Source organism: Novosphingobium sp. ZW T3_23 (assembly GCF_044987305.1).
In the GTDB taxonomy this organism is placed as follows: Bacteria; Pseudomonadota; Alphaproteobacteria; order Sphingomonadales; family Sphingomonadaceae; genus Novosphingobium.
Genome location: NZ_JBJDRF010000002.1, coordinates 86430 through 108611 on the forward strand (window position 1 = coordinate 86430; position 22182 = coordinate 108611).

General features: G+C 65.9%; 20 protein-coding genes and 1 riboswitch. Of the genes, 14 read left to right on the plus strand and 6 right to left on the minus strand.

The genetic code is table 11. The features are described from left to right. The first annotated feature begins 271 nt into the window (after positions 1 to 271). From ACI3K3_RS01635 to phoB, 6 genes are read left to right on the plus strand one after another with little or no spacing between them, the layout of a single operon-like run. A complete protein-coding gene (locus tag ACI3K3_RS01635; RefSeq protein ID WP_404911629.1) occupies positions 272 to 1315 on the plus strand; it encodes a substrate-binding domain-containing protein in 1044 nt (347 codons plus the stop codon). 37 nt (positions 1316 to 1352) lie between these two features. After that, entirely contained in the window at positions 1353 to 2726 is a 1374-nt protein-coding gene (pstC, locus tag ACI3K3_RS01640) for a phosphate ABC transporter permease subunit PstC (protein WP_404911630.1), read from the plus strand. After that, the gene (gene pstA, locus ACI3K3_RS01645) at positions 2719 to 3666 is read left to right on the plus strand and encodes a phosphate ABC transporter permease PstA (protein WP_404911631.1); all 948 of its coding nucleotides are present in this window, start codon (positions 2719 to 2721) and stop codon (positions 3664 to 3666) included. Before pstC ends, pstA begins: the two co-directional genes overlap by 8 nt. A gap of 4 nt (positions 3667 to 3670) precedes the next feature. Beyond that, positions 3671 to 4450 (plus strand): phosphate ABC transporter ATP-binding protein PstB, encoded by a 780-nt coding sequence (pstB, locus tag ACI3K3_RS01650; protein WP_404911632.1) that lies wholly within the window; start codon positions 3671 to 3673, stop codon positions 4448 to 4450. A gap of 31 nt (positions 4451 to 4481) precedes the next feature. Then, positions 4482 to 5177 (plus strand): phosphate signaling complex protein PhoU, encoded by a 696-nt coding sequence (gene phoU / locus ACI3K3_RS01655; RefSeq protein ID WP_404911633.1) that lies wholly within the window; start codon positions 4482 to 4484, stop codon positions 5175 to 5177. Continuing rightward, positions 5174 to 5860, plus strand: coding sequence for a phosphate regulon transcriptional regulator PhoB (gene phoB, locus ACI3K3_RS01660; protein WP_313434816.1), 687 nt, complete (start codon positions 5174 to 5176; stop codon positions 5858 to 5860). Before phoU ends, phoB begins: the two co-directional genes overlap by 4 nt. A 60-nt stretch (positions 5861 to 5920) precedes the next feature. Here phoB and ACI3K3_RS01665 read toward each other — a convergent pair whose 3' ends face one another. Continuing rightward, positions 5921 to 6400 carry an outer membrane protein gene (locus ACI3K3_RS01665; RefSeq protein ID WP_404911634.1) on the minus strand — a complete coding sequence of 160 codons (480 nt, stop codon included), beginning with the start codon at positions 6398 to 6400 and terminating at the stop codon, positions 5921 to 5923. A 225-nt stretch (positions 6401 to 6625) separates the two neighbouring features. Here ACI3K3_RS01665 and ACI3K3_RS01670 point away from each other — a divergent pair, with 225 nt between their 5' ends. Then, positions 6626 to 7633: an LLM class flavin-dependent oxidoreductase gene (locus tag ACI3K3_RS01670; RefSeq protein WP_404911635.1), complete on the plus strand. Its 1008-nt coding sequence runs from the start codon at positions 6626 to 6628 to the stop codon at positions 7631 to 7633. Between the two features lie 7 nt (positions 7634 to 7640). After that, on the plus strand, positions 7641 to 8453 hold the full coding sequence (locus tag ACI3K3_RS01675; RefSeq protein WP_404911636.1) for an IclR family transcriptional regulator: 813 nt from the start codon (positions 7641 to 7643) through the stop codon (positions 8451 to 8453). Positions 8454 to 8553: 100 nt separating this feature from the next. On the opposite strand, the gene ACI3K3_RS01680 is transcribed toward ACI3K3_RS01675, so the two are convergent. Both ACI3K3_RS01680 and ACI3K3_RS01685 read right to left on the minus strand, forming a co-directional pair. Beyond that, positions 8554 to 9624, minus strand: coding sequence for a glycosyltransferase family 4 protein (locus ACI3K3_RS01680; protein ID WP_404911637.1), 1071 nt, complete (start codon positions 9622 to 9624; stop codon positions 8554 to 8556). After that, the gene (locus tag ACI3K3_RS01685; RefSeq protein ID WP_404911638.1) at positions 9621 to 10586 is read right to left on the minus strand and encodes a UDP-2,3-diacylglucosamine diphosphatase; all 966 of its coding nucleotides are present in this window, start codon (positions 10584 to 10586) and stop codon (positions 9621 to 9623) included. Before ACI3K3_RS01685 ends, ACI3K3_RS01680 begins: the two co-directional genes overlap by 4 nt. A 216-nt stretch (positions 10587 to 10802) precedes the next feature. Between ACI3K3_RS01685 and ACI3K3_RS01690 the strand changes: the two genes are divergently transcribed. After that, positions 10803 to 11477, plus strand: a complete 675-nt coding sequence (locus ACI3K3_RS01690; protein WP_404911639.1) for a response regulator transcription factor — start codon at positions 10803 to 10805, stop codon at positions 11475 to 11477. Between the two features lie 229 nt (positions 11478 to 11706). Then, positions 11707 to 12366 (plus strand): hypothetical protein, encoded by a 660-nt coding sequence (locus ACI3K3_RS01695; protein WP_404911640.1) that lies wholly within the window; start codon positions 11707 to 11709, stop codon positions 12364 to 12366. Between the two features lie 363 nt (positions 12367 to 12729). Here the strand turns inward: ACI3K3_RS01695 and ACI3K3_RS01700 are convergent, their stop codons facing one another. From ACI3K3_RS01700 to ACI3K3_RS01710, 3 genes are all read right to left on the minus strand, one after another. Continuing rightward, entirely contained in the window at positions 12730 to 13305 is a 576-nt protein-coding gene (locus tag ACI3K3_RS01700; RefSeq protein WP_404911641.1) for a TMEM165/GDT1 family protein, read from the minus strand. Between the two features lie 89 nt (positions 13306 to 13394). Beyond that, positions 13395 to 13516: riboswitch (yybP-ykoY riboswitch) on the minus strand. 190 nt (positions 13517 to 13706) lie between these two features. Beyond that, positions 13707 to 16409, minus strand: a complete 2703-nt coding sequence (locus tag ACI3K3_RS01705; protein ID WP_404911642.1) for a TonB-dependent receptor domain-containing protein — start codon at positions 16407 to 16409, stop codon at positions 13707 to 13709. A 123-nt stretch (positions 16410 to 16532) separates the two neighbouring features. After that, positions 16533 to 18140, minus strand: coding sequence for a hypothetical protein (locus tag ACI3K3_RS01710; RefSeq protein WP_404911643.1), 1608 nt, complete (start codon positions 18138 to 18140; stop codon positions 16533 to 16535). A gap of 297 nt (positions 18141 to 18437) precedes the next feature. On the opposite strand from ACI3K3_RS01710, the gene ACI3K3_RS01715 reads away from it, so the two are divergent. The 4 genes from ACI3K3_RS01715 to ACI3K3_RS01730 all read left to right on the plus strand — a co-directional run bounded on the left by ACI3K3_RS01715 (position 18438) and on the right by ACI3K3_RS01730 (position 22178). Next, the gene (locus ACI3K3_RS01715; protein ID WP_404911644.1) at positions 18438 to 18812 is read left to right on the plus strand and encodes a hypothetical protein; all 375 of its coding nucleotides are present in this window, start codon (positions 18438 to 18440) and stop codon (positions 18810 to 18812) included. 266 nt (positions 18813 to 19078) lie between these two features. Beyond that, on the plus strand, positions 19079 to 19432 hold the full coding sequence (locus ACI3K3_RS01720) for a TrbC/VirB2 family protein (RefSeq protein ID WP_404911645.1): 354 nt from the start codon (positions 19079 to 19081) through the stop codon (positions 19430 to 19432). Between the two features lie 10 nt (positions 19433 to 19442). Continuing rightward, a complete protein-coding gene (locus ACI3K3_RS01725; protein ID WP_404911646.1) occupies positions 19443 to 19724 on the plus strand; it encodes a type IV secretion system protein VirB3 in 282 nt (93 codons plus the stop codon). A 24-nt stretch (positions 19725 to 19748) separates the two neighbouring features. Further along, positions 19749 to 22178 (plus strand): VirB4 family type IV secretion/conjugal transfer ATPase, encoded by a 2430-nt coding sequence (locus ACI3K3_RS01730; protein WP_404911647.1) that lies wholly within the window; start codon positions 19749 to 19751, stop codon positions 22176 to 22178. Positions 22179 to 22182 lie beyond the last annotated feature (4 nt).

Sequence of the window (22182 nt, forward strand, 5' to 3'; positions counted from 1 at the left end):
CATCGTCGGGAAACAATCCCGACACGTCGCGAGAGCGGGGCGCCGGGCCGCAAGGCGCGCTCGCACGTGCAGGAGACTCGACGATCGCGACACTGTCATGAAAGCCCGCGACGCTTGTGATATCGCATCGGGGCAGTCCGACGAAAACGAGGTATACTCTCCGAAATGCCCACATTTGCGTGGCTTGGCGAGTTATGTCACTTTCTTGTCATGGAAGTGTCACGCAACCCCAATAGGGGCGGCTCAGAGAGAAACCCAAGGGGTTAAGATCATGCGTTCGACCAAGACCATCATTTTCGCTGCCGCCTCCGTCCTCGCTCTGAGCGCTTGCGGCGGATCGGGCGGTTCGGGCGCGGGTTCGCGCGATTTCGTGCGGGCGGTGGGTTCCTCCACCGTCTATCCCTTCGCCACTGCCGTGGCCGAGCAGACCGCGAAGGCGGGCGGCAAGTCGCCGGTGATCGAATCGACCGGCACCGGCGCGGGCATGAAGCTGTTCTGCGCGGGCGTCGGCGCCCAGCACCCCGATATCGAGAACGCCTCGCGCCGGATCAAGAAGTCCGAGTTCGAGGAGTGCCAGAAGAACGGCGTGACCGAGATCGTCGAGATCCAGGTCGGCATCGACGGCATCGCCTTCGCTGAGGGCAAGAACGGCCCCAACATGCAGTTGACGCCGGTGGACATCTACAAGGCGCTGGCGGCCAATCCCTTCGGCAAGCCCAACACTGCAAAGACCTGGAAGGACGTGAACCCGTCGCTTCCGGCCGAGCCGATCCTGGTCTACGGTCCGCCCTCCACCTCGGGCACCCGCGACGCGCTGAAGGAACTGATCCTGGAAGCCGGCTGCAAGACCGATGCCGCCACCGCCGCCCTCAAGGACAGCGACAAGGACAAGTACGAGGCGACCTGCCACGACATCCGCGAGGACGGCCCCTATGTGGACGCCGGCGAGAACGACAACCTGATCGTGCAGAAAATCTCGCAGAACCCGAAAGCCATCGGCATCTTCGGCTTCTCGTTCCTCGAATCGAACATGGGCACGATCAAGGGCATCCCGATGTCCGGCGTATCGCCCACTTACGCGACGATTTCGGACTTCTCGTATCCCGGCGCCCGTCCGCTCTACATCTACGTGAAGAAGCAGCACCTCGCCCCGATCAAGGGCCTTCAGGCCTATGTGGCCGAATGGGCGAAGTCGTGGGGCCCGGATGGCACTCTCAAGGCCAAGGGCATGGTGATCTCGCCCGACGACGTGCGCGCCAAGAGCGCGGACATCGTCGCCAAGATGACCCCGCTCGATCCCTCGGTTCTGAAGTAAGCCCTTTCGGGGGCAGGGGCGCAAAGGGCGGCCATTCATGATTCTCACCGGAGTTCTTCTGGCCGTTCTCGGCCTCGGTCTCGTCGGCTGGTTTGCCGCACGGGGCCGGGCCCGGCTGCTCCATACCGGCCGCGGCTCGATCCATTCGATGCCGGGCTACCATGCCTGGCACGTCGCGCTGTGGATCGTCTTCCCGGCGCTGATCGCCTGGGGCGCGTGGCAGGCGATCATGCCGGGCCTCGTCGACGGGGCGGTCATGGCCGACCCCGTGTCGGCGCAGCTTCCCGCCGACGCCATGAGCCGCGCGGCGATCCTGGCCGAAGCCAAGTCCATCGCCGACAATCCCGACGCGGTCGCCTTCAACCCGCTGGCGAACACGCTGGCAGGGCCGGTGCGCGATGCCCATGGCCGCTTCGGCCTGATCGGCGCGCTGCTGGTGGCGATCGTCGCCGTGGCGGGCGGTGGCTGGGCCTTCACCCGTATCCGCGCGAACTTCCCGGCGCGCACCCGCGTCGAGCGCGGCGTGCTGGGGCTGCTGCTCGTCGCCTCGCTGATGGCGATCCTGACCACCTTCGGCATCGTCGCCTCGCTGGTGTTCGAGGCGGGCATGTTCTTCAAGGACGTGTCGCCGATCGACTTCCTGACCGGCCTCCACTGGTCGCCGGGCTCCGCGCGCGGCGACAACCTGGGTGACAGCTTCGGCGCGGTGCCGCTGTTCTGGGGCACGATCTACATCGGCGCGATCATCGCCATGATCGTGGCGATCCCGCTCGGCCTGATGAGCGCGATCTACCTGACGCAATATGCCACGCCGACGATCCGCAAGTGGCTGAAGCCCATGCTGGAGATCCTCGCGGGCATCCCCACGGTGGTCTACGGCTACTTCGCCGCGCTGACCGTGGCGCCGATCTTCCGCGACTTCGCGGCCTCGCTCGGCATGGCCAACCCCTCAACCGAGAGCGCGCTGGCTGCCGGTGTCGTCATGGGCGTGATGATCATTCCCTTCGTCTCCTCCATGGCCGACGATGCGCTCGCCGCGGTGCCCCGCGCGATGAGCGACGGGTCGCTGGCACTGGGCGCCACCAAGTCCGAAACGATCAAGAAAGTGCTGCTGCCCGCCGCGCTTCCGGGCATCGTCGCGGGTGTGATGCTGGCGATCAGCCGCGCCATCGGCGAGACCATGATCGTGGTCATGGCCGCCGGCGCCGCCGCCAACCTTTCGGCGAACCCCTTCGCCTCGATGACCACGGTCACCTACCAGATCGTCCAGATGCTGACCGGCGACCAGGAGTTCAACAGCCCCAAGACGCTCTCCGCCTTCGCGCTGGGCCTGGTGCTGTTCATCGTCACCCTCATCCTCAACATCATCGCCCTTCGCGTGGTGAAGCGCTTCCGGGAAGCTTATGAGTAACGCAACCCTCAGTAACGCGCGCTCGGGCGCCGAGCCCCTCGGCAATGCGCCCCTTGGCAACGCTCGGTGGCAAACGCCGGAGGCCCTGCGCCGGATTTCCCGCCGCAACGCCGCCGAACGTCGCTTCAAGCTGATCGGCCTCGGCGCGATCGTCCTCAGCCTCGCCTTCCTGGCGCTGCTGCTGGTGATCATGCTGAAGAACGGTGTTTCGGGCCTCGACTGGAGCTTCCTCTCCGGCTCCGACTCCACCGATCCCGACATCGCGGGCGTCTGGGGAGCGGCCAAGGGTTCGCTGTTGACGATGCTCGTCACCCTGCTGCTGTCGTTCCCGATGGGCGTGCTGGCGGCGATCTATCTTGAGGAGTTCGCCCCGCGCAGCCGCTGGATCGAATGGGTCGAAGTCTCGATCAACAACCTCGCGGCGGTGCCCTCGATCATCTTCGGCCTGCTGGGCCTCGCGGTGTTCATCAACACGCTGGGCATGCCGCGCTCCTCGCCATTGGTCGGGGGCCTGACCCTGGCGCTGATGACGATGCCGGTCATCGTCATCTCGGGCCGCAACGCGATCAAGGCGGTCCCGCCCTCGATCCGCGACGCCGCGCTGGCGATCGGAGCGAGCAAGATGCAGACCGTGTTCCATCACGTCCTGCCGCTCGCGCTGCCCGGCATCCTCACCGGCACCATCATCGGCATGGCCCGCGCCCTGGGTGAAACCGCGCCGCTGCTGATGATCGGCATGCGCGCCTTCGTCGTCACCCCGCCGGGGGGGATCACCGATCCTTCCAGCGTGCTGCCGATGCAGATCTTCCTGTGGTCCGACGAGATCAATTCCGGTTTCGTGCGGAACACGTCCGCCGCCATCATCGTCCTGCTGGTCTTCCTGCTGGCGATGAACGGTCTTGCGATTTACCTTCGAAACAAGTTCGAAGTGCGCTGGTAGAGATATGACAAACTCCAAACTCACTGACGCTCCCAAGCTTACTGCTCGCAACGTCGACGTGTTCTATGGCCCCAAGAAGGCCATCAACAACGTCTCGATCGAGATCGACAACGGGCTCGTCACGGCCTTCATCGGCCCCTCGGGCTGCGGCAAGTCCACGTTCCTGCGCTCGCTGAACCGCATGAACGACACCATCGCCGATGCCCGCGTCACCGGCGAGATCCTGCTCGACGGCGAGGATATCTACGCCGCCTCGATGGACCCGGTCGCCCTACGCGCCCGCGTCGGCATGGTGTTCCAGAAGCCGAACCCGTTCCCCAAGTCGATCTACGAGAACATCGCCTATGGCCCGCGCATCCACGGCCTGGCGCCCTCGAAGGCGGACCTTGACGGCATCATCGAAAGCTCGCTGACCAAGGCCGGCCTTTGGGACGAAGTGAAGGACCGCCTGGCAGAGCCGGGCACCGCGCTTTCCGGCGGCCAGCAGCAGCGCCTTTGCATCGCCCGCGCCATCGCCGTCAGCCCCGAAGTCATCCTGATGGACGAGCCGTGCTCCGCGCTCGACCCGATCGCCACCGCGCGTATCGAGGAACTGATCGACGAGCTGAAGGACACTTACGCCATCGTCATCGTCACCCACTCGATGCAGCAGGCCGCGCGCGTGTCGCAGCGCACGGCGTTCTTCCACCTCGGCAACCTCGTGGAGTATGGCGACACCAGCCAGATCTTCACGACGCCGCGCGAGGAGAAGACCAAGGACTACATCACCGGTCGCTACGGTTGACGGCGAAGACAGGGAAAACAGGACAAGAGCCATGGTTGATCATACCGTAAAGGCCTTCGACAGCGAGATCGGCCAGCTTCGCGGCCTCGTCGCCGAAATGGGCGGCCTCGCCGAAGTGGCCATCCGCGACGCCATCGTGGCGCTCACGCAGCATGACGAGGAACTCGCGGCGCAAGTCGTCGCCGCCGACGCGCGCCTCGATGCGCTGGAAGCCGAAGTGGACCGCCTGGCGGTGCGCACGATCGCCCTGCGCGCGCCCATGGCCGACGATCTGCGCGACGTGATCGCCGCGCTCAAGATCTCGGGCGTGATCGAGCGTATCGGCGACTATGCCAAGAACATCGCCAAGCGCGTCAACGCACTCGAAAATCGCGTGAAGATCGAGCCGCTCGATCTCGTGCCGATGATGGCCGAGATCGCGGAAGGCATGGTTCGCGACGTGCTCAATGCCTACGGTTCGCGCGATGCCGCGCTGGCGCAGGAAGTGATCCGCCGCGACGAGAAGCTGGACCAGTTCTACAACACGCTGTTCCGCTCGCTGCTGACCCACATGATGGAGAACCCGGCGACGATCTCCAGCGCCGCGCAGCTCCTCTTCATCGCCCGCAACCTCGAACGCATCGGCGACCACGCCACCAACGTCGCTGAAATGGTCTACTATGCCGCGACCGGCGAATACCACGCCGAGCGCGACAGCCAGACCGACGATACAAGGGACCTGCCGTGAACCCCTCCGTCCTCGTCGTCGAAGACGACCGCGCGCTTTGCGAACTGCTCACCTGGAACCTCAGCGCCGAAGGCTATCAGGTGCGCAGCACCAGCGATGGCGAGGAAGCGCTGCTGATGGTGCAGGAACAGGCGCCCGACGCCATCATCCTCGACTGGATGATCGAGCACGTTCCGGGCATCGAGGTCTGCCGCCAGCTCCGCAAGGACAAGGACACCGCGCAGATCCCGATCCTGATGCTCACCGCTCGCGGCGAGGAAGAGGACCGCATCCGCGGCCTCAAGACCGGCGCGGACGACTACGTCACCAAGCCGTTCTCCCCGCGTGAACTGCTGGCCCGCATCGAGGCGCTGCTGCGCCGCGCACGGCCGTCGCTGGCGGGCAACGTGCTCCAGTGGGGCGACATCGAGCTGGACGCCACCAGCCACCGCGTCCGCCGCTCGGGCGAGGCGCTGCACCTTGGCCCCACCGAATTCCGCCTGCTGCGCTACTTCATGGAGCGCCCGAACCGGGTGGTTTCGCGCCAGCAGATCCTCGACGGCGTCTGGGGCATGGACTCCGACATCGACGAGCGCACCGTGGACGTCCACATCCGCCGCCTGCGCAAGGCGATCAACCGCGACGGCGACATCGATCCCATCCGCACCGTCCGCGCGGCGGGCTATGCGATGGACGTGACCTGATCCGGCCCTGATCCGGCGACAGGAGGGCGCACGGGCGCCTTCCTACGGCCGGATCAGGATTTAGAACTTGTAGCCCAGCCCCACCGCGACGATGTCGGAATCGGGTTCGCCGTCGCCGATCAGGATGTGCTTGTATTCCAGCTTGGCATAGATCTTCTCGTTGAGATCCTGCTCCCAGCCGGTGCTGAGGCCCACGGCATCGCTGCATTCGCGGCAATCCTTCGACTGCCAGTTCGCCGCCGCATAGAGCTTCGCGCCGGGCAGCACGCGGGCGCCCGCACGGCCACCCACGCCCCAGACCATGCGGGTATCGTCCGCCAGCACCTTTTCCGCGAAGCCTTCCGCACCCACGAAGAAGCGCTCTCCCAGGTCGATATCGTGGCCCACCGTCACGGCGGCGACGGGGTTGGTGTCCTCGCGGTTCCAGATCACGCCGCCGGTGCCCTCGATATAGGTTTCACCAGCAAGAGCGGGCGCCGGGGCGGCGATGATGGCGGCTGAGGCGAGAACGACCGGCAGCAGAATGGGAAGGTAGCGCAAGATGGATCCTCGGGTGGAATGATGCGCCACCTGGAAGCAGGCAGCGTCCGTGTCGTCGCCTTAGGCCTCGCGATTGTGAGATAACATTGCTGTTCTGAGGCTGAATGTTGCAGTTTCCGGAACTGGATGCCGCTGTCTTTGGCCTTGTCACTCATCGCCTCGGCGCCTTGCCGCGCGCGATTCACCGGCTAGGCTCCCGTCCGACAAGACATGGGACAGGCGGCGATGAACGAACTCGGCTTCGGCTATCTCTATGATTTCCGCAATCCCGGCCCCTGGCGGCGCGCCCCCGAGGGGCTCTATGCCGAGACGCTGGATGTCATCGCCGAGACGGAGGCGCTTGGCTTCGACGGGGCCTGGGTGCCCGAACACCATCTGGCGGAAGACGGCTACATGACGTCGCCGCTCGTCGCGCTGGCTGCCGTCGCCGCGCGGACGAAGCGGATGCGGATCGGCGCCGCGATCGCCCTCGGCCCACTCTACGAACCCTTGCGATTTGCCGAGGATTGCGCGGTGCTCGACACGCTCTCTGGCGGGCGGCTGGCGATGGGACTGGCGATCGGATACCGAGCGCGCGAATATGCGGCTCACGGACTGGACTTCACCCGGCGCGGCGCCCGCTTCGATGAGTTCCTGGACATCGTGCGTCGGCTCTGGGCGGGGGAGACGGTCGATTTCGCGGGGCGCCACTTCACCCTCGAGGGCGCGCGCGTGGCGGCGCTGTCCGGCCGGGGGCAGGTGCCGCTCTACATCGGCGGCTTCGCGCCCAAGGCGCTGGAGCGGGTTGCGAAGTATGGCGACGGCTACTTCGGCAATCCCGAGATCTGGCCGCTCTACCGCGCCAAGCTGGAGGAGCAGGGCAAGGATCCGGCCTCGGCCCGAATCTGGCTACAGGAACTCATGCTCGTCGTGGCGCATGACAAGGCGGTGGCGCTGGAGGAACTGGCGCCCCATTTCCACCACGTCAGCAACAGCTATGCGGCGTGGATGGCGGAAGATCGCGCGGTGGGGATCGAGGATGCGGCGATGAAGCCGATGGACCTCGATACGTTCAAGCGCAGCGGGGCGCTGAAGATCCTCACGCCAGCCGAGGCGGTGGCGCATTTCCGCGCACTTCGTGAAAAGGCGCCGGTGGAGCATTTCACGATGATGATGCCGCCGGGCCTTCCGGCGGAACGCTTCCTTGCCTATGCCCGGACCTTCGCGGAGGAAGTGATCCCGGCATTTCGATGAGGCAGGCGTGAGCACGGTCAAGGAACAGGACGAAACGGTTTCCGAAAATGTGGCGCGCGCGGCATCGCCGCAGTCGGTGACGCGCGTCGTCCGCCTGCTGGAAGCGCTCTGCACGAGCAGCGAGCCGCTTTCGCTGGCCGATCTCAGCCGCCGCCTGGCGACCCCCAAGAGCAGCCTTGCCGCGCTGCTGCGGGGCCTTGCCGAGGAAGACTTCGTGATCGGCGCGGACGGTTTGTGGCGGCTCGGCCCCGGCGCCTTCGGGCTTGGCAGCGCGCTTGCCGAAGCGCGGCGGCGCCTGCAAAGCTCCGACCTGATCCGTGACGGCATGCGCCGGCTTTGCGCGGCCACGGGAGAGACGGTGCTGTTCGCCGTGGGCGATGCCGAGGGCGACCGGCTGACCTATGTGGACATGATCGAGAGCCGCAACGTCGTGCGCTATTCGGTCAGCGTGGGCGACCGGCGGCCGCTCTATGCCACGGCAGGCGGTCGCGCGCTGCTGGCCACCTGCTCCGTGGAAGCGCTTGAGAGCTATCAGGCCCGGCTCGATGCGGAGGCGTTCACGCCTGCGACGCTGGTGGACTCCCGTTCGCTGGCCGCAGCCGTGGCGACCGCGCGCGAGCAGGGCGTGGCCCAGACGGTCGATCAGGCGGCGGAGGGCGTGACCGGCACGGCGGCGGTGATCCGCGATGCCGCCGGTCTCGTGCTGGGTGCCCTGGTCGTCGCAGCGCCTACGCCCCGCGCGCAAGGCAGGCTTGAGGAACTGGCGAAGCGGGTCAAAAAAGAGGCGGCCGATATTTCCCGCAGCCTGGGCTTTCGGTGATCGGCTGAAGGGTATGGACTCCGGAGCTTCGTCGCCTCCCAATACCTCATCATCCTAAAACAAGTTCAGGATGATGGAGCATAAGACGGGTGCGCTATGCCTAGGCCGCTACGCGCGCCGGGCGCTCGGAGGCTTCCAGCGCCGCCTGGATCGTAGTCAGGAACTGATCCGTGGCCCGCTGCCAGGAAAAGCGCGCGCCAAGCCGGGCAGCGTCCTCGCGCCGCACGTCCAGCGCAGCCGCGATGGCGCGTTCGAGCACCGGGTCCACCGCTCCGGCAGGCGCGTCCATGCCTTCGTCCACGCCGCAACCGTCAGCGCCAAGGATGTCGATCGGCCCGGTGACCGGGAAGGCGGCGACCGGCGTGCCGCAGGCCAGCGCCTCGATCACCACCAGTCCGAACGTGTCGGTGAGGCTGGGGAACACGAAGCAGTCGGCGGCGCGGTAGGCGCTCGCCAGTTCCTCTCCGGAAAGAGCGCCCAGGAACAGCACGTCCGGGTAGCGCCGCTTCAGGCTTTCGAGCGCGGGGCCGTCTCCCACCACCACCTTGCTTCCCGGCACCTGCGCGTCGAGGAAGGCTTCGAGGTTCTTCTCCGGCGCCACGCGGCCGACGTTGAGCAGGACGGGGCCGGCAAGGGCGGCCATTGCCGGATGACGCGGCCCTTCCGGCCTGAACTGCGCGTGGTCGATCCCCCGGCTCCAGCGCCGGGTATGGGCGATCCCGCGTCCGGCGAGTTCCTGGGCGAGGCTGTCGGTCGAGACCAGCACCGCCTGGCTGGGCGCATGGAAGCGCTGCATGATCGGCCAAAAGCGCTCGGGGCTGAGCCCGGTGCGCACGGCTGCATATTCGGGAAAGCGGGTGTGGAAGGCCGAAGTGAACGGCACCCCGCGCGAAAGGCACCAGCCGCGCGCTGCCCAGCCGATCGGGCCTTCGGTGGCGATGTGGACGATCTCCGGCCGCGCCTTGTCGAGCATCCTGCGCACCCCGAAGCGCGGCGCCATGGCCAGCCGGATCGAGGCGTAACCCGGCATCGGCACCGTGAAGAAGCGATCCGGCGTAAGCGTTTCCGCTTCGTGCCCGCGCCGCGTCAGCTCGTCGAGCGTGGCGGAAAGCGAGCGGACGACGCCGTTGACCTGGGGCAGCCAGGCGTCGGTCGCCAGGGTCAGCTTCACTCTGCAGGCTCTTGGGCAGGCTCTTGGGCCGCCTCGTGGGCTGCCTCGTGATGCGCGGGGATACCTTCGGCGGTCTGGCCGCCGGTTTCCGCGATCCAGTCGATGATGGCGATATGGCCCTGGAGATCCTCGACCAGCGCGGTGCAGCTTTCCACCCAGTCGCCGTCGTTGTAGTAGGTGATGCCGCCGAACTGGCGGATTTCCGCGCAGTGGATGTGGCCGCAGACCACCCCGTCGAACCCGCGCGAGATCGCCTCGTTGGCCACGGCTTCCTCGTAGCTGCAGACGTACTGGACGGCGTTCTTGACCTTCTTCTTCATGTAGGCCGAAAGCGACCAGTACGGCATCTTCAGCTTGCGGCGCACCGCGTTGAAGATGATATTGGCCCGCAGCAGCGCGCCGTAGGCCTTGTCGCCCAGGAAGGCGAGCCATTTGGCATAGAGCACCACGCCGTCGAACGCGTCTCCGTGGGTGACCAGCAGGCGGCGGCCGTCGAGCGTCTCGTGCACCGCTTCCAGCACCAGTTCCACGCCGCCGAAGGTGAGCCCGGCATAGTCGCGCAGCATTTCGTCATGATTGCCCGCGACGAAGACCACGCGGGTGCCGCGATGCGCCATCTTGAGGATGCGGCGGATCACTTCGTTGTGGGCGTCGGGCCAGTACCAACCCTTGCGCAGGCGCCAGCCGTCGACGATGTCGCCCACCAGGTAGAGCGTCTTGCACTCCACCGAACGCAGGAAGTCCACCAGCATCTCGGCATTGCAGCCGCGCGTACCCAGATGGACGTCCGAGATCCAGATCGTCTCGTACTTGCGCTTGGGCCGGAAGCCCTTGGGATCAGGCAGGTCCAGCCAGGCCGGGATGTTGGTGCCGGCAAAGCCGCCGCCATTTCCAGCGCCACCAATTCCGGTGCCATTTCCGCCGATGGTGCGTTCGAGTAGGGTGTCCACGTCTTTCCGCATCGTTGCGCCCCCGTTCCAGTTGCCGTGATATTGGCATTTTCCCGTTGCGCGCCCGTGACGGTTGCGGGTCACTTCGATGACAGGTGCCAAGCGTGGGAACCCTTCCGTCGAAGCGGCTTCATCCGCCGGATCTTTTCCTCGGCAAGTCATCGATATGTCACTTGTTCGTCACACTGGCGCGGCAAGTAGCCGCGCGTAGTTATCTGGCAGGGGGCCATGCGGCGGATCGACATATTGCTGGCAAGCGAGCTTTCGGGCGGCCTTGCGGCGTTCAGGCATGACGATTTCGAGGTCGTCCTGCACCGCTGGACGGACTTTGCCGAGCTTCCCCTGATCGAGGGGGCGCTCTGGATCTTCATCGACTGGGTGCTGCCCGAAATGTCCGGGCTGGAACTGTGCCGTCGCTTGCGGGGTGATAGCCTGACGAGCCATGCGCACGTCACCATCGTGCTGGAAGAAGACAACGTGGAGGACCGCAAGCGCGCCTTGCGGATGGGCGCGGACGACTACATGGTCGGCCCGCTGACCCGCTCAGCGCTGCTGGACCGCGTGCTGGGGGCCAATATCAGCGAGCAGGACACGGCCAACAGCCGGGTTCTGGCACAGGGCGAACTCTCCGTGGACGTCGCCGCCTTCCAGGCCCGCTGGCAGGGCAGGCCGATTTCGCTGATGCCCAACGAACTACGGCTGCTGCGCTATTTCATCGAGCACCCCGGCCGCGTCTTCACCCGCACCCAGCTGATCGCGGCGCTCGGCAAGCAGGAACCGGCAGTGGACGAACGCACCGTGGACGTCTGGATCGGCCGCCTCCGCCGCGCACTCAAGGGCGTGGGGGCGGGTAACCCGCTGCGTACCGTCCGCTCGCTGGGCTATGTGTTCGACGCGATTTGAGGGGTTGGAGCTTGCCCTTCATCGGCAGCTGACCCCGCGTGCATTCGTTCGCGTCAGCCGGAGGCAGGCGCGCGAAGAAACCTTTCCAAATCGGACGCATCGTTCCTCTCTCCTGACGGTCGACCCTCTACAATAGGGTCTGGATCGACGATCGCGATGCGACGCCCGGCAGGTCTTGCTGGAATGGAAAAGGAAAGATCAGGTGCGAGTCTATTTCGGAGCAGCCTTCGTGGCAGCCACCCTCCTGGGCGCTGCTCCCGCCCTTGCACAGGGCGACGACCGCCTAAGCCTGGGCGTCACCGCCGGCACACTCGGGATCGGACCTGAGGTCGGATACCGAGTGTCGGAAAACATCGGCGTCCGTGCGAATGCCACGTTCTTCTCGTTCAGCCACAACGTCCATTCCGACGACATCCGATACGATGCGAAACTGAAGCTGCGCTCAGGCGGGGCGATGCTCGACGTCTACCCCTTCGGCGGCGGCTTCCGCATCTCCGGCGGTCTACGGGTCAATGGCAACAAGGGGCGCGGTGTCGGCGTACCGAACGACGGCACCAGCTATACCATCGACGGCACGACATATACGGCCGCCGAAATCGGCACGCTTCACGCCGAAACGGACATTAACAAGCTCGCCCCGGCCCTGACGCTGGGCTACGGCGGCGGCTTGTCCAAGGGGCTTACCTTGGGCATCGAAGCCGGCGCCCTGTTCCAGGGCAGCGTCAAGGTGAAACCGCTGACCGTTACCGGGCTCTGCGCCGATATCACCTTGGGCCCATGCTCCACGCTCGCCGCCGATCTCGAGGCGGAGCGACAGAGCGTCAACGACGACATCAACGACTACAAGGTCTACCCGGTGCTGCAGGTCACGCTCGGCTACCGGTTCTGAGGCCCGGGGCGCCGGTCCGTCCGGCGCCCAACCATCACTACTGGGGGCTGCGCGCTGCTTGCGACAGGAAGTTGCGGGTAAGCTGCCGTTCGCGTCGTCCCGGACTTGATCCGGGACCGCTGGCAATTCTTTAGGCGCTTCCCCGCGAGCAAAGCGCGGCTCGGCCAGCGGTCCCGGATCAAGTCCGGGACGACGACAATAGGCGAGAATCCATGGCGCCTATCCGGAAGGGGCGAAACTTCTCTATGCGCGTTCGTCGCCTGCTCTTGTCGACGGAAACCGGCATTGTCCCGCCGCGCTAGGTGGCACTTTCTTCCGCGTTAGACCGCGCAATCCGAGTGCCACCTTCGCTGGAGGGTTAGATCAACCCAGCAGCCCTGCCGTCTGGGCGAGGAGCCAGAGGCCGATCGCCAGGAACAGCAGCGCGGCGATGGTGCGGACAACGTTCAGTGGGACGCGCTGGATGATCGCGTTGCCGAGGAACACCGCCGGGACGTTCGCCAGCATCATGCCGATGGTGGTACCGGCCATGACCGGGATGACGCTCTGGAACCGGGCGCCCAGCGCGATCGTGGCGATCTGGGTCTTGTCGCCCATCTCCACCAGGAAGAAGGCGATTGCGGTGGCTACGAAAGGGCCGAAGCGACTGGGGCGGGGGGTGTCGTCCTCGTCCAGCTTGTCGGGGATCAGCGTCCAGGCGGCCATGGCGATGAAGCTGATGGCCACGAGATAGCGGAACCACTGCCCGTCGAGGATGGCAGCGGCCTGTTCGCCCACCAGGGCAGCGAGGAAGTGGTTGGCGAGGGTCGCCACGAAGATGCCGGCGACGATGGGCCATGGCCGCTTGAATCGCGTCGCGAGAACGATCGCCAGCAGCTGCGTCTTGTCGCCGATCTCGGCAAGGGCCACCACGGCAGTGGAGGTCAGCAGGGCTTCCAAATGAAATCTCCGGGCCGGGCGACAAGCAAGACAATAGCGTGGCAGAGCCCGCCCGGCCGGACGGAACTGCAACGCCATTGGTCTCGCCCGAACGGTGTTCCCGTTCTCCTGTGCGCCATGGTCTCTCGACCAAGTGTGTTGACGACAGGTCCTGCTGGTTCCCGCGAGAAGCGGGAGGGGCGCAGGCGGCTACTCCCCAGATGACAGGCGGGCCATTAGCGGGAACGACGCGTTTGGCAAAGCAAAAAAGGGCCGGCCGGGATGCGACCGAGCCAAGTGGCAAGAAAAAAAGGGCCGGCCGGGATGCGACCGGGCCAAGTCCCAAAGAAAAAAGGGCCGGTCGCGATGCGACCGGCCCGTCAGTTGCCGTCGGGAGGGCAGGAGCCTCCCTGGTGAGAAGGTTAGAACTTGGCCGTCGCCGAAAGCGTGAAGACGCGGCCAAGGTCGTAAGTGTTGAACTCGATGCGGCCATCTTCCAGGTCTTGGTACTCCTCGTGCTTACGCCCGGTGAGGTTGCGGCCTTCGAACTTCAGCTCGATCTGCTTGTCGCCGCCCAGTTCGATGCCCTGGCGAACCACGAGGTCAAGCGTGAAGCCCGGATTCTCGATGATGTCGGGCTGGCGGGTCACGCCGATGAAGCCGCGGCTGACCGTGCGCTTGCTGGCGTAGTTCAGCAGCAGCGTCTGCTGCGAGAGGTGCTCGGTGTCCTCGAAGCCGATCTGCACGTTGGCGAGATGCTTCGACTGGCCGGTCAGCGGCGCGCCGTCCTGGAAGTAGTCGCTGGCGCGCTGCGTGGTGCTGGCGCCGTAGATCAGGACGGTGTCGTCGTCCTTCACCTTCAGTTTGGATTCGGTGAAGGTGTAGTTGGCCGAGAGCAGCAGGCGGCGGGTGTCGAAGAACGAGCCCATGCTGTCGAGCGGAACGTACTTCACGGCCTCGACCTCGGCGCCGTAGAGATCGGCGGCGGGGGCGTTGGCGTAGGAGGTGATAAACGCCTCGGTGCCGGTCAGGTACGATTCGATCGGGTTCTTCAGGTGCTTGTAGAAGGCACCGAACGAGAAGCGCTGCTCGGGCGCGAAGTAGTATTCGAAGCGCGCTTCCGCGTTGTAGAGCTGGCTGTCCTGAAGCAGCGGGTTGCCCTGGTAGGTACGGTTGCTGTCGGGATCGTAGAACGATTGGTACACCAGTTCGCGGAACTGCGGACGGGCGATGGTCTTCGATCCGTTGACGCGCACCTGCATGCCGGGCTGGATCTCGTAAGTGAGCGTGAGCGCGGGCAGGAAGTATTCGTTCTTCAGGTTGGTGGCCGTCTGGGCGGGCGCACCGACCGGCAGCAGGGTCGACGATTCCTTGGCATACTCCCACCGGGTGCCCAGGTCGAAGGTCAGGCCCGGTGCCAGCTCGCCGTCGACCTTGCCGTAGAAGGCATGGTTGAGCAGGCGCGATTCGAACTTGCCGACGTTGTAGGTAAGGTCGCGCAGCTCCAGGTTGTAGTTGGGACCGGCTTCGCTCAGATACCACATGTCCGGCTGGAGCAGCAGGTCGAGGCGCAGCAGGCCCAGGCCCTGGACCAGGGCGGAATCGCCCGAGGCGAAGACGCCGAACTGGCGGTTTTCGTTGCTGCGGCTGTTGATCTGGTAGGAATAGCCCACTGTGCCGGTCCAGCCCGGCGCGAAGCGGTGCGAGACGTCGGCGCTGGCCGACCACACGTCTTCATCGAGCTTGGAGAAGCTGATCGTCGTCGGATCGACCGAGCCGGTGCCCAGCGTGTTCATGTAGTTGCTGCCGTAGACGCCGGGCTGGTTGGTACGGACGTATTCGGCGTCGATCTCGAAGGGCGCATCGCGCTTCGAATTGGCATAGCCCGCGCGGATGTCGATTTCGGTATCGTCGGCGGGCTTCAGTTCGGCGGCGAGCTGCGTGTTGATCAGCTGGCGTTCGTACCAGGCGGTCTTCTGCTGCATGAAGTCGACGCCGGTGGCGCCGTTCTTCTGGCCGACCTTGAGGCTGGTGAACTTGTCGGTGTCGTGGATGTAGACGTTGGTCCAGCGGACCTTGTTCGAACCCCATTCGATACCGAGGCCCAGCAGGCCGTTGGCGACGATGCGGTTGCTGGTCTGAACCGCACGGAAGTCTTCGTAAAGCTGGTCGGTCTGCGCGCTCGAACCCTGGGTGAGCTGCTGGATCGCGTCGCGCGTGCGGGTGGTGTTCGAGTACCCGGCCGAAGCGATCACGCCCAGCGTGGCACCGCCGAGGTCGAATGAGGTGCCGCCGTTGATCTGGGCCGAGAAGTTCGGCTGCGTCTTGTTGACCTTCTGGACGACCGAGTTGCGGCTGGTGAACAGCACCGAGCCGATTTCCTTGGCCTGGTCGCTGGTCGAGACGAGCGGGGTGTCACCGGCGAGGTAGGACGCCAGCGGCGCCGGGATATCGCGGTTGCCGTTGTCGTAGCCGGTCCAGTCGGTCTTGCTGCCGTAATAGGTGTAGGAGAGCTTGTTGGTGCTCTCGGTATCCCAGCCGATGCCGCCGCCGATTTCGAGATAGCTCTCGGTCGGGATGGCCTTGGTGGTGAGATTGATCACGCCGCCGCCGAACTCGCCGGGGAAGTTCACCGAGTAGCTCTTCTGCACCAGCGACGATGCGACGATGCTGGTGGGGAACAGGTCCAGCGGAACGACGCGCTTGAGCGGTTCCGGGCTGGGCAGGGGCGAGCCGTTGAGCAGCGCCAGCGAGTAACGGTCGCCAAGGCCGCGCACGTAGACGTAGCCATTGCCGACCACCGAGAGGCCGGTGACGCGGCTGAGCGCGCCGGCGATGTCGCCTTCACCCGTGCGCTCGATTTCCTCGTTCGACAGGACCGAGACGACCTGGGGCGAAGTGCGCACGATGTTGCGGTTGCGATTGCCGGTAACGATGATCGCGCCGCCGGGGATCGAAACGTCGGGAGCGGCGGCTTCCGTGTCGCCAGCTTCGGTTGCGGACTGGTCGTCGGGTGCGGGGGCGCTCTCGCCCGAAGTGGCAGTGCTGTCCTGCGCCCACGCCGCTGCCGGCGAGAGGAGCGAGGTGGAAAGCAGCAGCAGAGGAAGAAGCCGCGGCTTGGTCATGGTGAGTCCCCCTGGAACACGGAAAGGTCGTTCTTGCGTCGATGAGGCGCCGGATCGGCGTCTCGTTCGTGACAAGAGGGGACGGCCGCGATGGCCGCCCCCTCGATGTCACGGGTGGCCGGATCAGGTCGTCGGCAGCGTGGTGCAGGCTGCGTTCGAACCGAAGTTGCCGGTCGCGTTGTCGCAGGTCCAGCCGCGGTACCAGACGTCGCTGGCACCCGACACGGCGCCGATGTAGCTGACCTTGTCGAAGAAGCTGGAGATCGTGGTGATGTCGGCATAGCCGGCGACGCCACTTTCGCTTGCGCCGTTGACGAAGGTGCTCGTCAGCGTCGAGGTGAAGGTGGAGCTGTTGCCGTTGGCGGTGCCGAACTGGCTGGCGGTGGCGGCGGCATTGTAGCTGCCTGAACCCAGGAACGGATCGTTGGCGGTGCAGGTCAGCACCGTCGCGAAGGCCTTGAGCGTAGCAGCGGCCGAGCCGTTGGTGCTGGTGCCGTGGAGGCGGATGCACTGGTTGGCAGGCGAGACGATCACGTTGTTGACCAGCGTCACGTCCGAGTTGCCGCGGATCAGGATCGAGGCCAGATCGTTCGATTCGTTGTTGCTGCTGGCCGCAGGCTGCACCGCCGTGAAGTTGGCGATGTTGATCTTCGAACGCGGCGCGTTGTCTTCGTTGCCGTTCGAGTCGATCTCGTAGAACGCGTCGCCATTGGCGCTGCGCTGCAGGATCAGACCGTACTGGAAGTTCGCCACGACGCCGGTGTCGAGGTCGAGGCTGTCATCGTCGGCGTTGACGGCGATGTAGTGCTTGAAGTTCACGGCGCCGCCGAAGAACTCCGAACCGTCGTCCGAGCTGTTGACCGACTGGAAGTAGTCGAAGGTGGTGCCGGTGCCGGTGCCGCCGCCGGTCAGCGACTGCAGTTCCTTGCCGACTGCGAGCGAGTAGCCCGAGTAGCGGATCTGCACGTACTTCATGGAGCCGGCGTTGTAGGTGTTGTCGGCGCCGCCGAAGCGTGCCGGGTTGGCCGAACCTTCGGTGTCGCGTTCGCAGTTGCCGCCGGTGGTCGAACCGATGTTGCAGTCGGTCACGATGCCGCGGCCGAGCAGCACGACGCCGCCCCACTGGCCCATGTCGGTGTCGGTGGCGGTGCCCACGACGTTGGCGCGGCTGGTGAAGATCACCGGCTGTGTGGCGCTGCCCACGGCATTGAGCTTGTTGCCGCGGTTGACGGCGAGCCAGGCCGGCTCGGCGCCGTTTTCACCGTAGACGATGACGCCAGGATCGACCGTCAGGGTGACGTCGGTGTCGGCGGTCAGCGAGCGGTTGGCGCAGCTGACGGTCGAGGTGACGACGGGAGCGGCCGAAGTCGGTGCCTTGAAGCCGCCGTCGCAGCCCACGTCCACGCGGCCGTTCATGCGATAGATCACGCCTGCGATCTTGGGCAGGCTGGAGCTCTTGTCCACCAGCGCGGGCAGGGTGCAGACGCGCCAGGTGCCCTGCGCGGTCGGCAGCACGCCGCTGTCGGTGAGGCCGCCGGTGGCGGTGAAGGTCGGGCAGCTGGCCGCCGCGACCACCGTGCCGGGGGTCGGCGTCGGCGCGGGCGCGGGGGTAGGCGCAGGTGCAGGAATGTTGATGCCGCCGGCACCCGGCGAAGCGATGTCGTCGGCGCCGCAGCCGGCGAGAGCGAGAGCACTGCAGCCGATCAGCAGCGCGCCATGAATGGTCTTCACGTGAATTCCCCCGTTTGTCAGGTCGAGCCTAGGCGGCGAGTCCGCCTTCGCTGAGCGCGGGGTCTAGGAGGAGGGGGTGACAGTTTGTTGGCGGTATAATGACAGTAATCTGCAGTTATACGACGGTGATGTGACGAACGCGCCAAGCTAACCCGAAAGGGGTAGGGGCGACTCGCGCTCAGCCGGGCCGACACAGGTCGATTGCAGTTTTATGACACTTACGTCATTTTCTTGTGATGCGCGGTTTTTGGGCGGATGTTGCATTTCGTCAACACAAACGAAACCGGGAGAACCGCCATGTCCCTTACTGCCCTTGCCGCCACTCTCCTGCTCAGCCAGGCCGCCGTTACCGCCGCGCCGGCAACGCCGCTGAATGACCGGATCGACGTGGCCTATACCGAGCTTTCGAGCGGAAATGCGCAGGCGGCCGTAAGCAAGCTGGAAACGTCCAGTGCGGCGAAGTCGGAAGATCCGGCCACGCTGATCAACCTCGGTGCCGCCTATGCGGCCAACGGCCAGACGGAAAAGGCGCTGGTGGCCTATCGCGCCGCCGTCGCCAGTTCGGACCGCTACGACCTGCAACTGGCCGATGGCAGCTGGGTCGATTCGCGCGCTGCCGCCCGCCTTGCGCTGAACAACCTTCTGCGCACGACCGCCCGCGCGTCGCGCTGAATGTCGTCGGGGACCGGCAAGTCCCTGTAATAACCTGTAATCGGGGGCGGGATCCTCAGTTTTCCGCCCTGACATGCGCCGCTAGCCTTTCGGGACGCACCTGAATTATAAGATGCCTACACAATAAAAGGGTGTGGTGAGGGTTGCGGCGCCCCTTCTGAGATGATGTGATTCCCCTGTGGCGATGCAACAGGGCGGTCCGTTCGGCCGTACGATCGTCACATTGCTGTCATCCAGATGGAGCACTGCGCCCTCATACGGAGGGCATGGTGATTCGTTACGCTCAGCTTCAAACCCGCAAGGTACGGGGATATTTCGCACATTTCGCGGCACTTGTTGCTGCCGGGCTCGGCTTCGTGCCGTCGCTGGCGCAGGCGCAGCAGATGACTCGCGCCGATCCGGCCGGTTCCGGCCCGATCGTCAACGCGCTCGGCTGGCTCCAGGGCACGCTGCTCGGCAACGTGGCCACGGCGGTTGCCGTCATGGCGGTTGCCGCGGTGGGCTTCATGATGCTGACCGGCCGCATGAACTGGCGCTTCGGCGCCACCGTGATCATCGGCTGCTTCGTGCTGTTCGGTGCGGGCGCGATCGTGTCCGGCATCCAGTCGGCGGCAGGATAAGGGGCGGGGGATGAGCCTCGCTCGCTACCCCGTGCACCGCGCGCTCACCCGTCCGCAGATGTTCGCGGGCGTGACGTACAGTTTCTTCATCATCAATGCTGCGGTGACGACGGAAATCTTCCTCATCACCAAGAGCTTCTGGGCGCTGCCAGCAGCGCTCGCGATCCACGGCGCCGGATACCTCGCATGTCTACGCGAACCCCGGGTATTCGACCTGTGGATCGCCAAGGTCAGCAAGTGCCCGCGCATACCGAACTGGCAGCGCTGGGGTTGCAACAGCTACGCGCCCTGATTGGGGGACGCGGGGGAAATGACGATGTCCAAGAGCAAGAAATCGGCCCTCAAGGGCGCTCTTGGCGGTTGGGCCGCCAAGGAAACGCTGGTCGGCGACCGGCTGCCCTACCAGGCATTGGTGGACGAGAACGTCGTGCTGCTGCGCGACGGTTCGGTCATGCTCTCGCTGATGGTGCCGGGCTTCGCCTTCGAGACCGCCGATAGCGAGGAACTGAACGCCCACGTCGCCACGCGCGAAGTGCTGCTGCGTTCCTCGCTCGACGCGCGCTTCGTGCTTTACCACCACGTTATCCGCCGCCGCGTGCAGATCGCCATGGATGGCCGGTTCGAGGATCCGCTCGCGGCCCATATCGACGCGCGCTGGCGGGCGCGCACCGGATCGGGCGCGCTCTTCGTCAACGACCAGTTCATCACCGTGGTGCGCCGCCCGGCGCGCGGCAAGGCGGGCTGGCCGGACAAGCTTTCGCGCCTGCTGCGCAACAAGGGCCATGCCCCGGCCGAGGCCGATGCCGGAGATGTCCGCTCGCTGCGTGCAGCCGCTTCGGCCATGGTCGCCTCGCTCGGCGCCTATGGCGCGCGCCTGCTCGGTGACTACGAAGGGCAAGCGGGGCAGTGCTCGGAAGTGCTGGAACTGCTTTCGGCGCTCTACAACGGCGAGATGCGCCCGGTGCGCAAGCCGGTGGAGGGCACCGATATCGGCCACATGCTGGCCTATCGCCGCATCAATTTCGGCATGGACGCGCTCGAACTGCGCGGCGCCGCCAGCGCCTCGTTCGGGTCGATGGTCAGCCTGAAGGACTATCCGGACAGCACCGCGCCGGGCCTGACCGACCCCTTGCTGCGGTTGCCCTGCGAACTGGTGCTGACCGAGACTTATGCGCCGTCGGACCGGCAGATCGCCCGCGAACGCATAGACCTCGCCATCCGGCGCCTGCGCTCGGCGGACGAGGAAGCCATGGCCGAGCGCCGGGAAATGTCCTCTGCCCGCGATTCGCTGGGCACCGGCGCGGTCGGGTTCGGAGACCATCATCTCTCGGTGCTGGTACGTGCCGACACGCTCGACGCGCTCGACGAAGTGACGGCGATGTGCGCCGCCTCGCTGGCCGATGCCGGTGCGGTGGCCGTGCGCGAGGACGTGAACATGGAGCCGGCGTTCTGGGGCCAGCTTCCCGGAAACGAGGCCTTCATCGTCCGCCGCGCGCTGATTTCCAGCGCCAACATGGCCTGCTTCGGCTCGCTCCACGGCTTCGCGATGGGGCAGGCGAGCGGCAACCACTGGGGCGATGCGGTGACGCTGCTCTCCACCACCAGTTCGACGCCGTTCTTCTTCAATTTCCATCAGGGCGATCTCGGTAACTTTACTGTCATCGGCCCGTCGGGTTCCGGCAAGACGGTGGTCATGAACTTCCTGGCCGCCCAGGCGCAGAAGTTCGCGCCGCGCACCGTGCTGTTCGACAAGGATCGCGGCGCCGAGGTGTTCCTGCGCGGGATCGGCGGCACCTACAGCCGCGTCGCCGCCGGGCATCCCACCGGGTTCAACCCGCTTTCGCTGCCGGACACCGCCGCCAACCGCGCCTTCCTGCGCGACTGGCTGGGCGTTCTGCTGGAAGCCAAGGGGCCGGAGGAACTCTCGACGATCGCGGGCGCCGTGGATGCGGCGTACCACAACGATCCCTCGCTGCGCCGCCTCTCGCACTTCCGCGAGCTGCTGGCGGGCGCGCGGCGCCCCGAACCGGGCGACCTGGCAAGCCGCCTCGACGCCTGGATTCAGGGTGGCGAGCATGGCTGGCTGTTCGACAACCAGTACGATCGGCTCGACCTTTCGGCCCGCGTGCTCGGCTTCGACATGACCGCGCTGCTGGAAAGCCCGCGCCTGCGCACGCCGGTCATGATGTACCTGTTCCACCGCATCGACGAGCGGCTGGATGGCGAGCCGACGATGATCCTCATCGACGAGGGCTGGAAGGCGCTCGACGACGAAGTCTTCGCCGCGCGCATCCGCGACTGGCTCAAGACCTTGCGCAAGCGCAACGCGCTGGTGGGTTTCGCCACCCAGTCGGCGCGCGATGCCCTGGACAGCAAGATCGCAACCGCCCTTGTCGAGCAGACCGCGACGATGGTGTTCATGCCCAACGCCCGCGCCCGCTACGAGGATTACTGCGAGGGCTTCGGCCTCTCGCAGCACGAGCTTGACGTCATCAAGACCCTGCCTGCGCAGTCGCGCTGCTTCCTGGTTCGCCAGTCCGATGCCTCGGCCGTCGTCAGGCTCGACCTTTCGGGCATGCCTGAAGTGCTGACCGTCCTGTCCGGCCGCGAGAGCACCGTGCGCAAGCTCGACCAGCTGCGCGAGCGCTACGGCGACGATCCCTCGGCCTGGTATCCGGTGCTCACCGGCTTCCAGTGGCCGGGAGAGGGCGACGAAGACGCCGCCTGGATCGAGGCGGCGGAGTAGGCGC

Coding starts and splice junctions, on each gene's coding strand:
- ACI3K3_RS01635 (WP_404911629.1), top strand. CDS start 272: ATGCGTTCGACCAAGACCATCATTTTCGCTGCCGCCTCCGTCCTCGCT.
- pstC (WP_404911630.1), top strand. CDS start 1,353: ATGATTCTCACCGGAGTTCTTCTGGCCGTTCTCGGCCTCGGTCTCGTC.
- pstA (WP_404911631.1), top strand. CDS start 2,719: ATGAGTAACGCAACCCTCAGTAACGCGCGCTCGGGCGCCGAGCCCCTC.
- pstB (WP_404911632.1), top strand. CDS start 3,671: ATGACAAACTCCAAACTCACTGACGCTCCCAAGCTTACTGCTCGCAAC.
- phoU (WP_404911633.1), top strand. CDS start 4,482: ATGGTTGATCATACCGTAAAGGCCTTCGACAGCGAGATCGGCCAGCTT.
- ACI3K3_RS01670 (WP_404911635.1), top strand. CDS start 6,626: ATGAACGAACTCGGCTTCGGCTATCTCTATGATTTCCGCAATCCCGGC.
- ACI3K3_RS01685 (WP_404911638.1), bottom strand. CDS start 10,586: ATGCGGAAAGACGTGGACACCCTACTCGAACGCACCATCGGCGGAAAT.
- ACI3K3_RS01690 (WP_404911639.1), top strand. CDS start 10,803: ATGCGGCGGATCGACATATTGCTGGCAAGCGAGCTTTCGGGCGGCCTT.
- ACI3K3_RS01705 (WP_404911642.1), bottom strand. CDS start 16,409: ATGACCAAGCCGCGGCTTCTTCCTCTGCTGCTGCTTTCCACCTCGCTC.
- ACI3K3_RS01715 (WP_404911644.1), top strand. CDS start 18,438: ATGTCCCTTACTGCCCTTGCCGCCACTCTCCTGCTCAGCCAGGCCGCC.
- ACI3K3_RS01720 (WP_404911645.1), top strand. CDS start 19,079: ATGGTGATTCGTTACGCTCAGCTTCAAACCCGCAAGGTACGGGGATAT.
- ACI3K3_RS01725 (WP_404911646.1), top strand. CDS start 19,443: ATGAGCCTCGCTCGCTACCCCGTGCACCGCGCGCTCACCCGTCCGCAG.
- ACI3K3_RS01730 (WP_404911647.1), top strand. CDS start 19,749: ATGTCCAAGAGCAAGAAATCGGCCCTCAAGGGCGCTCTTGGCGGTTGG.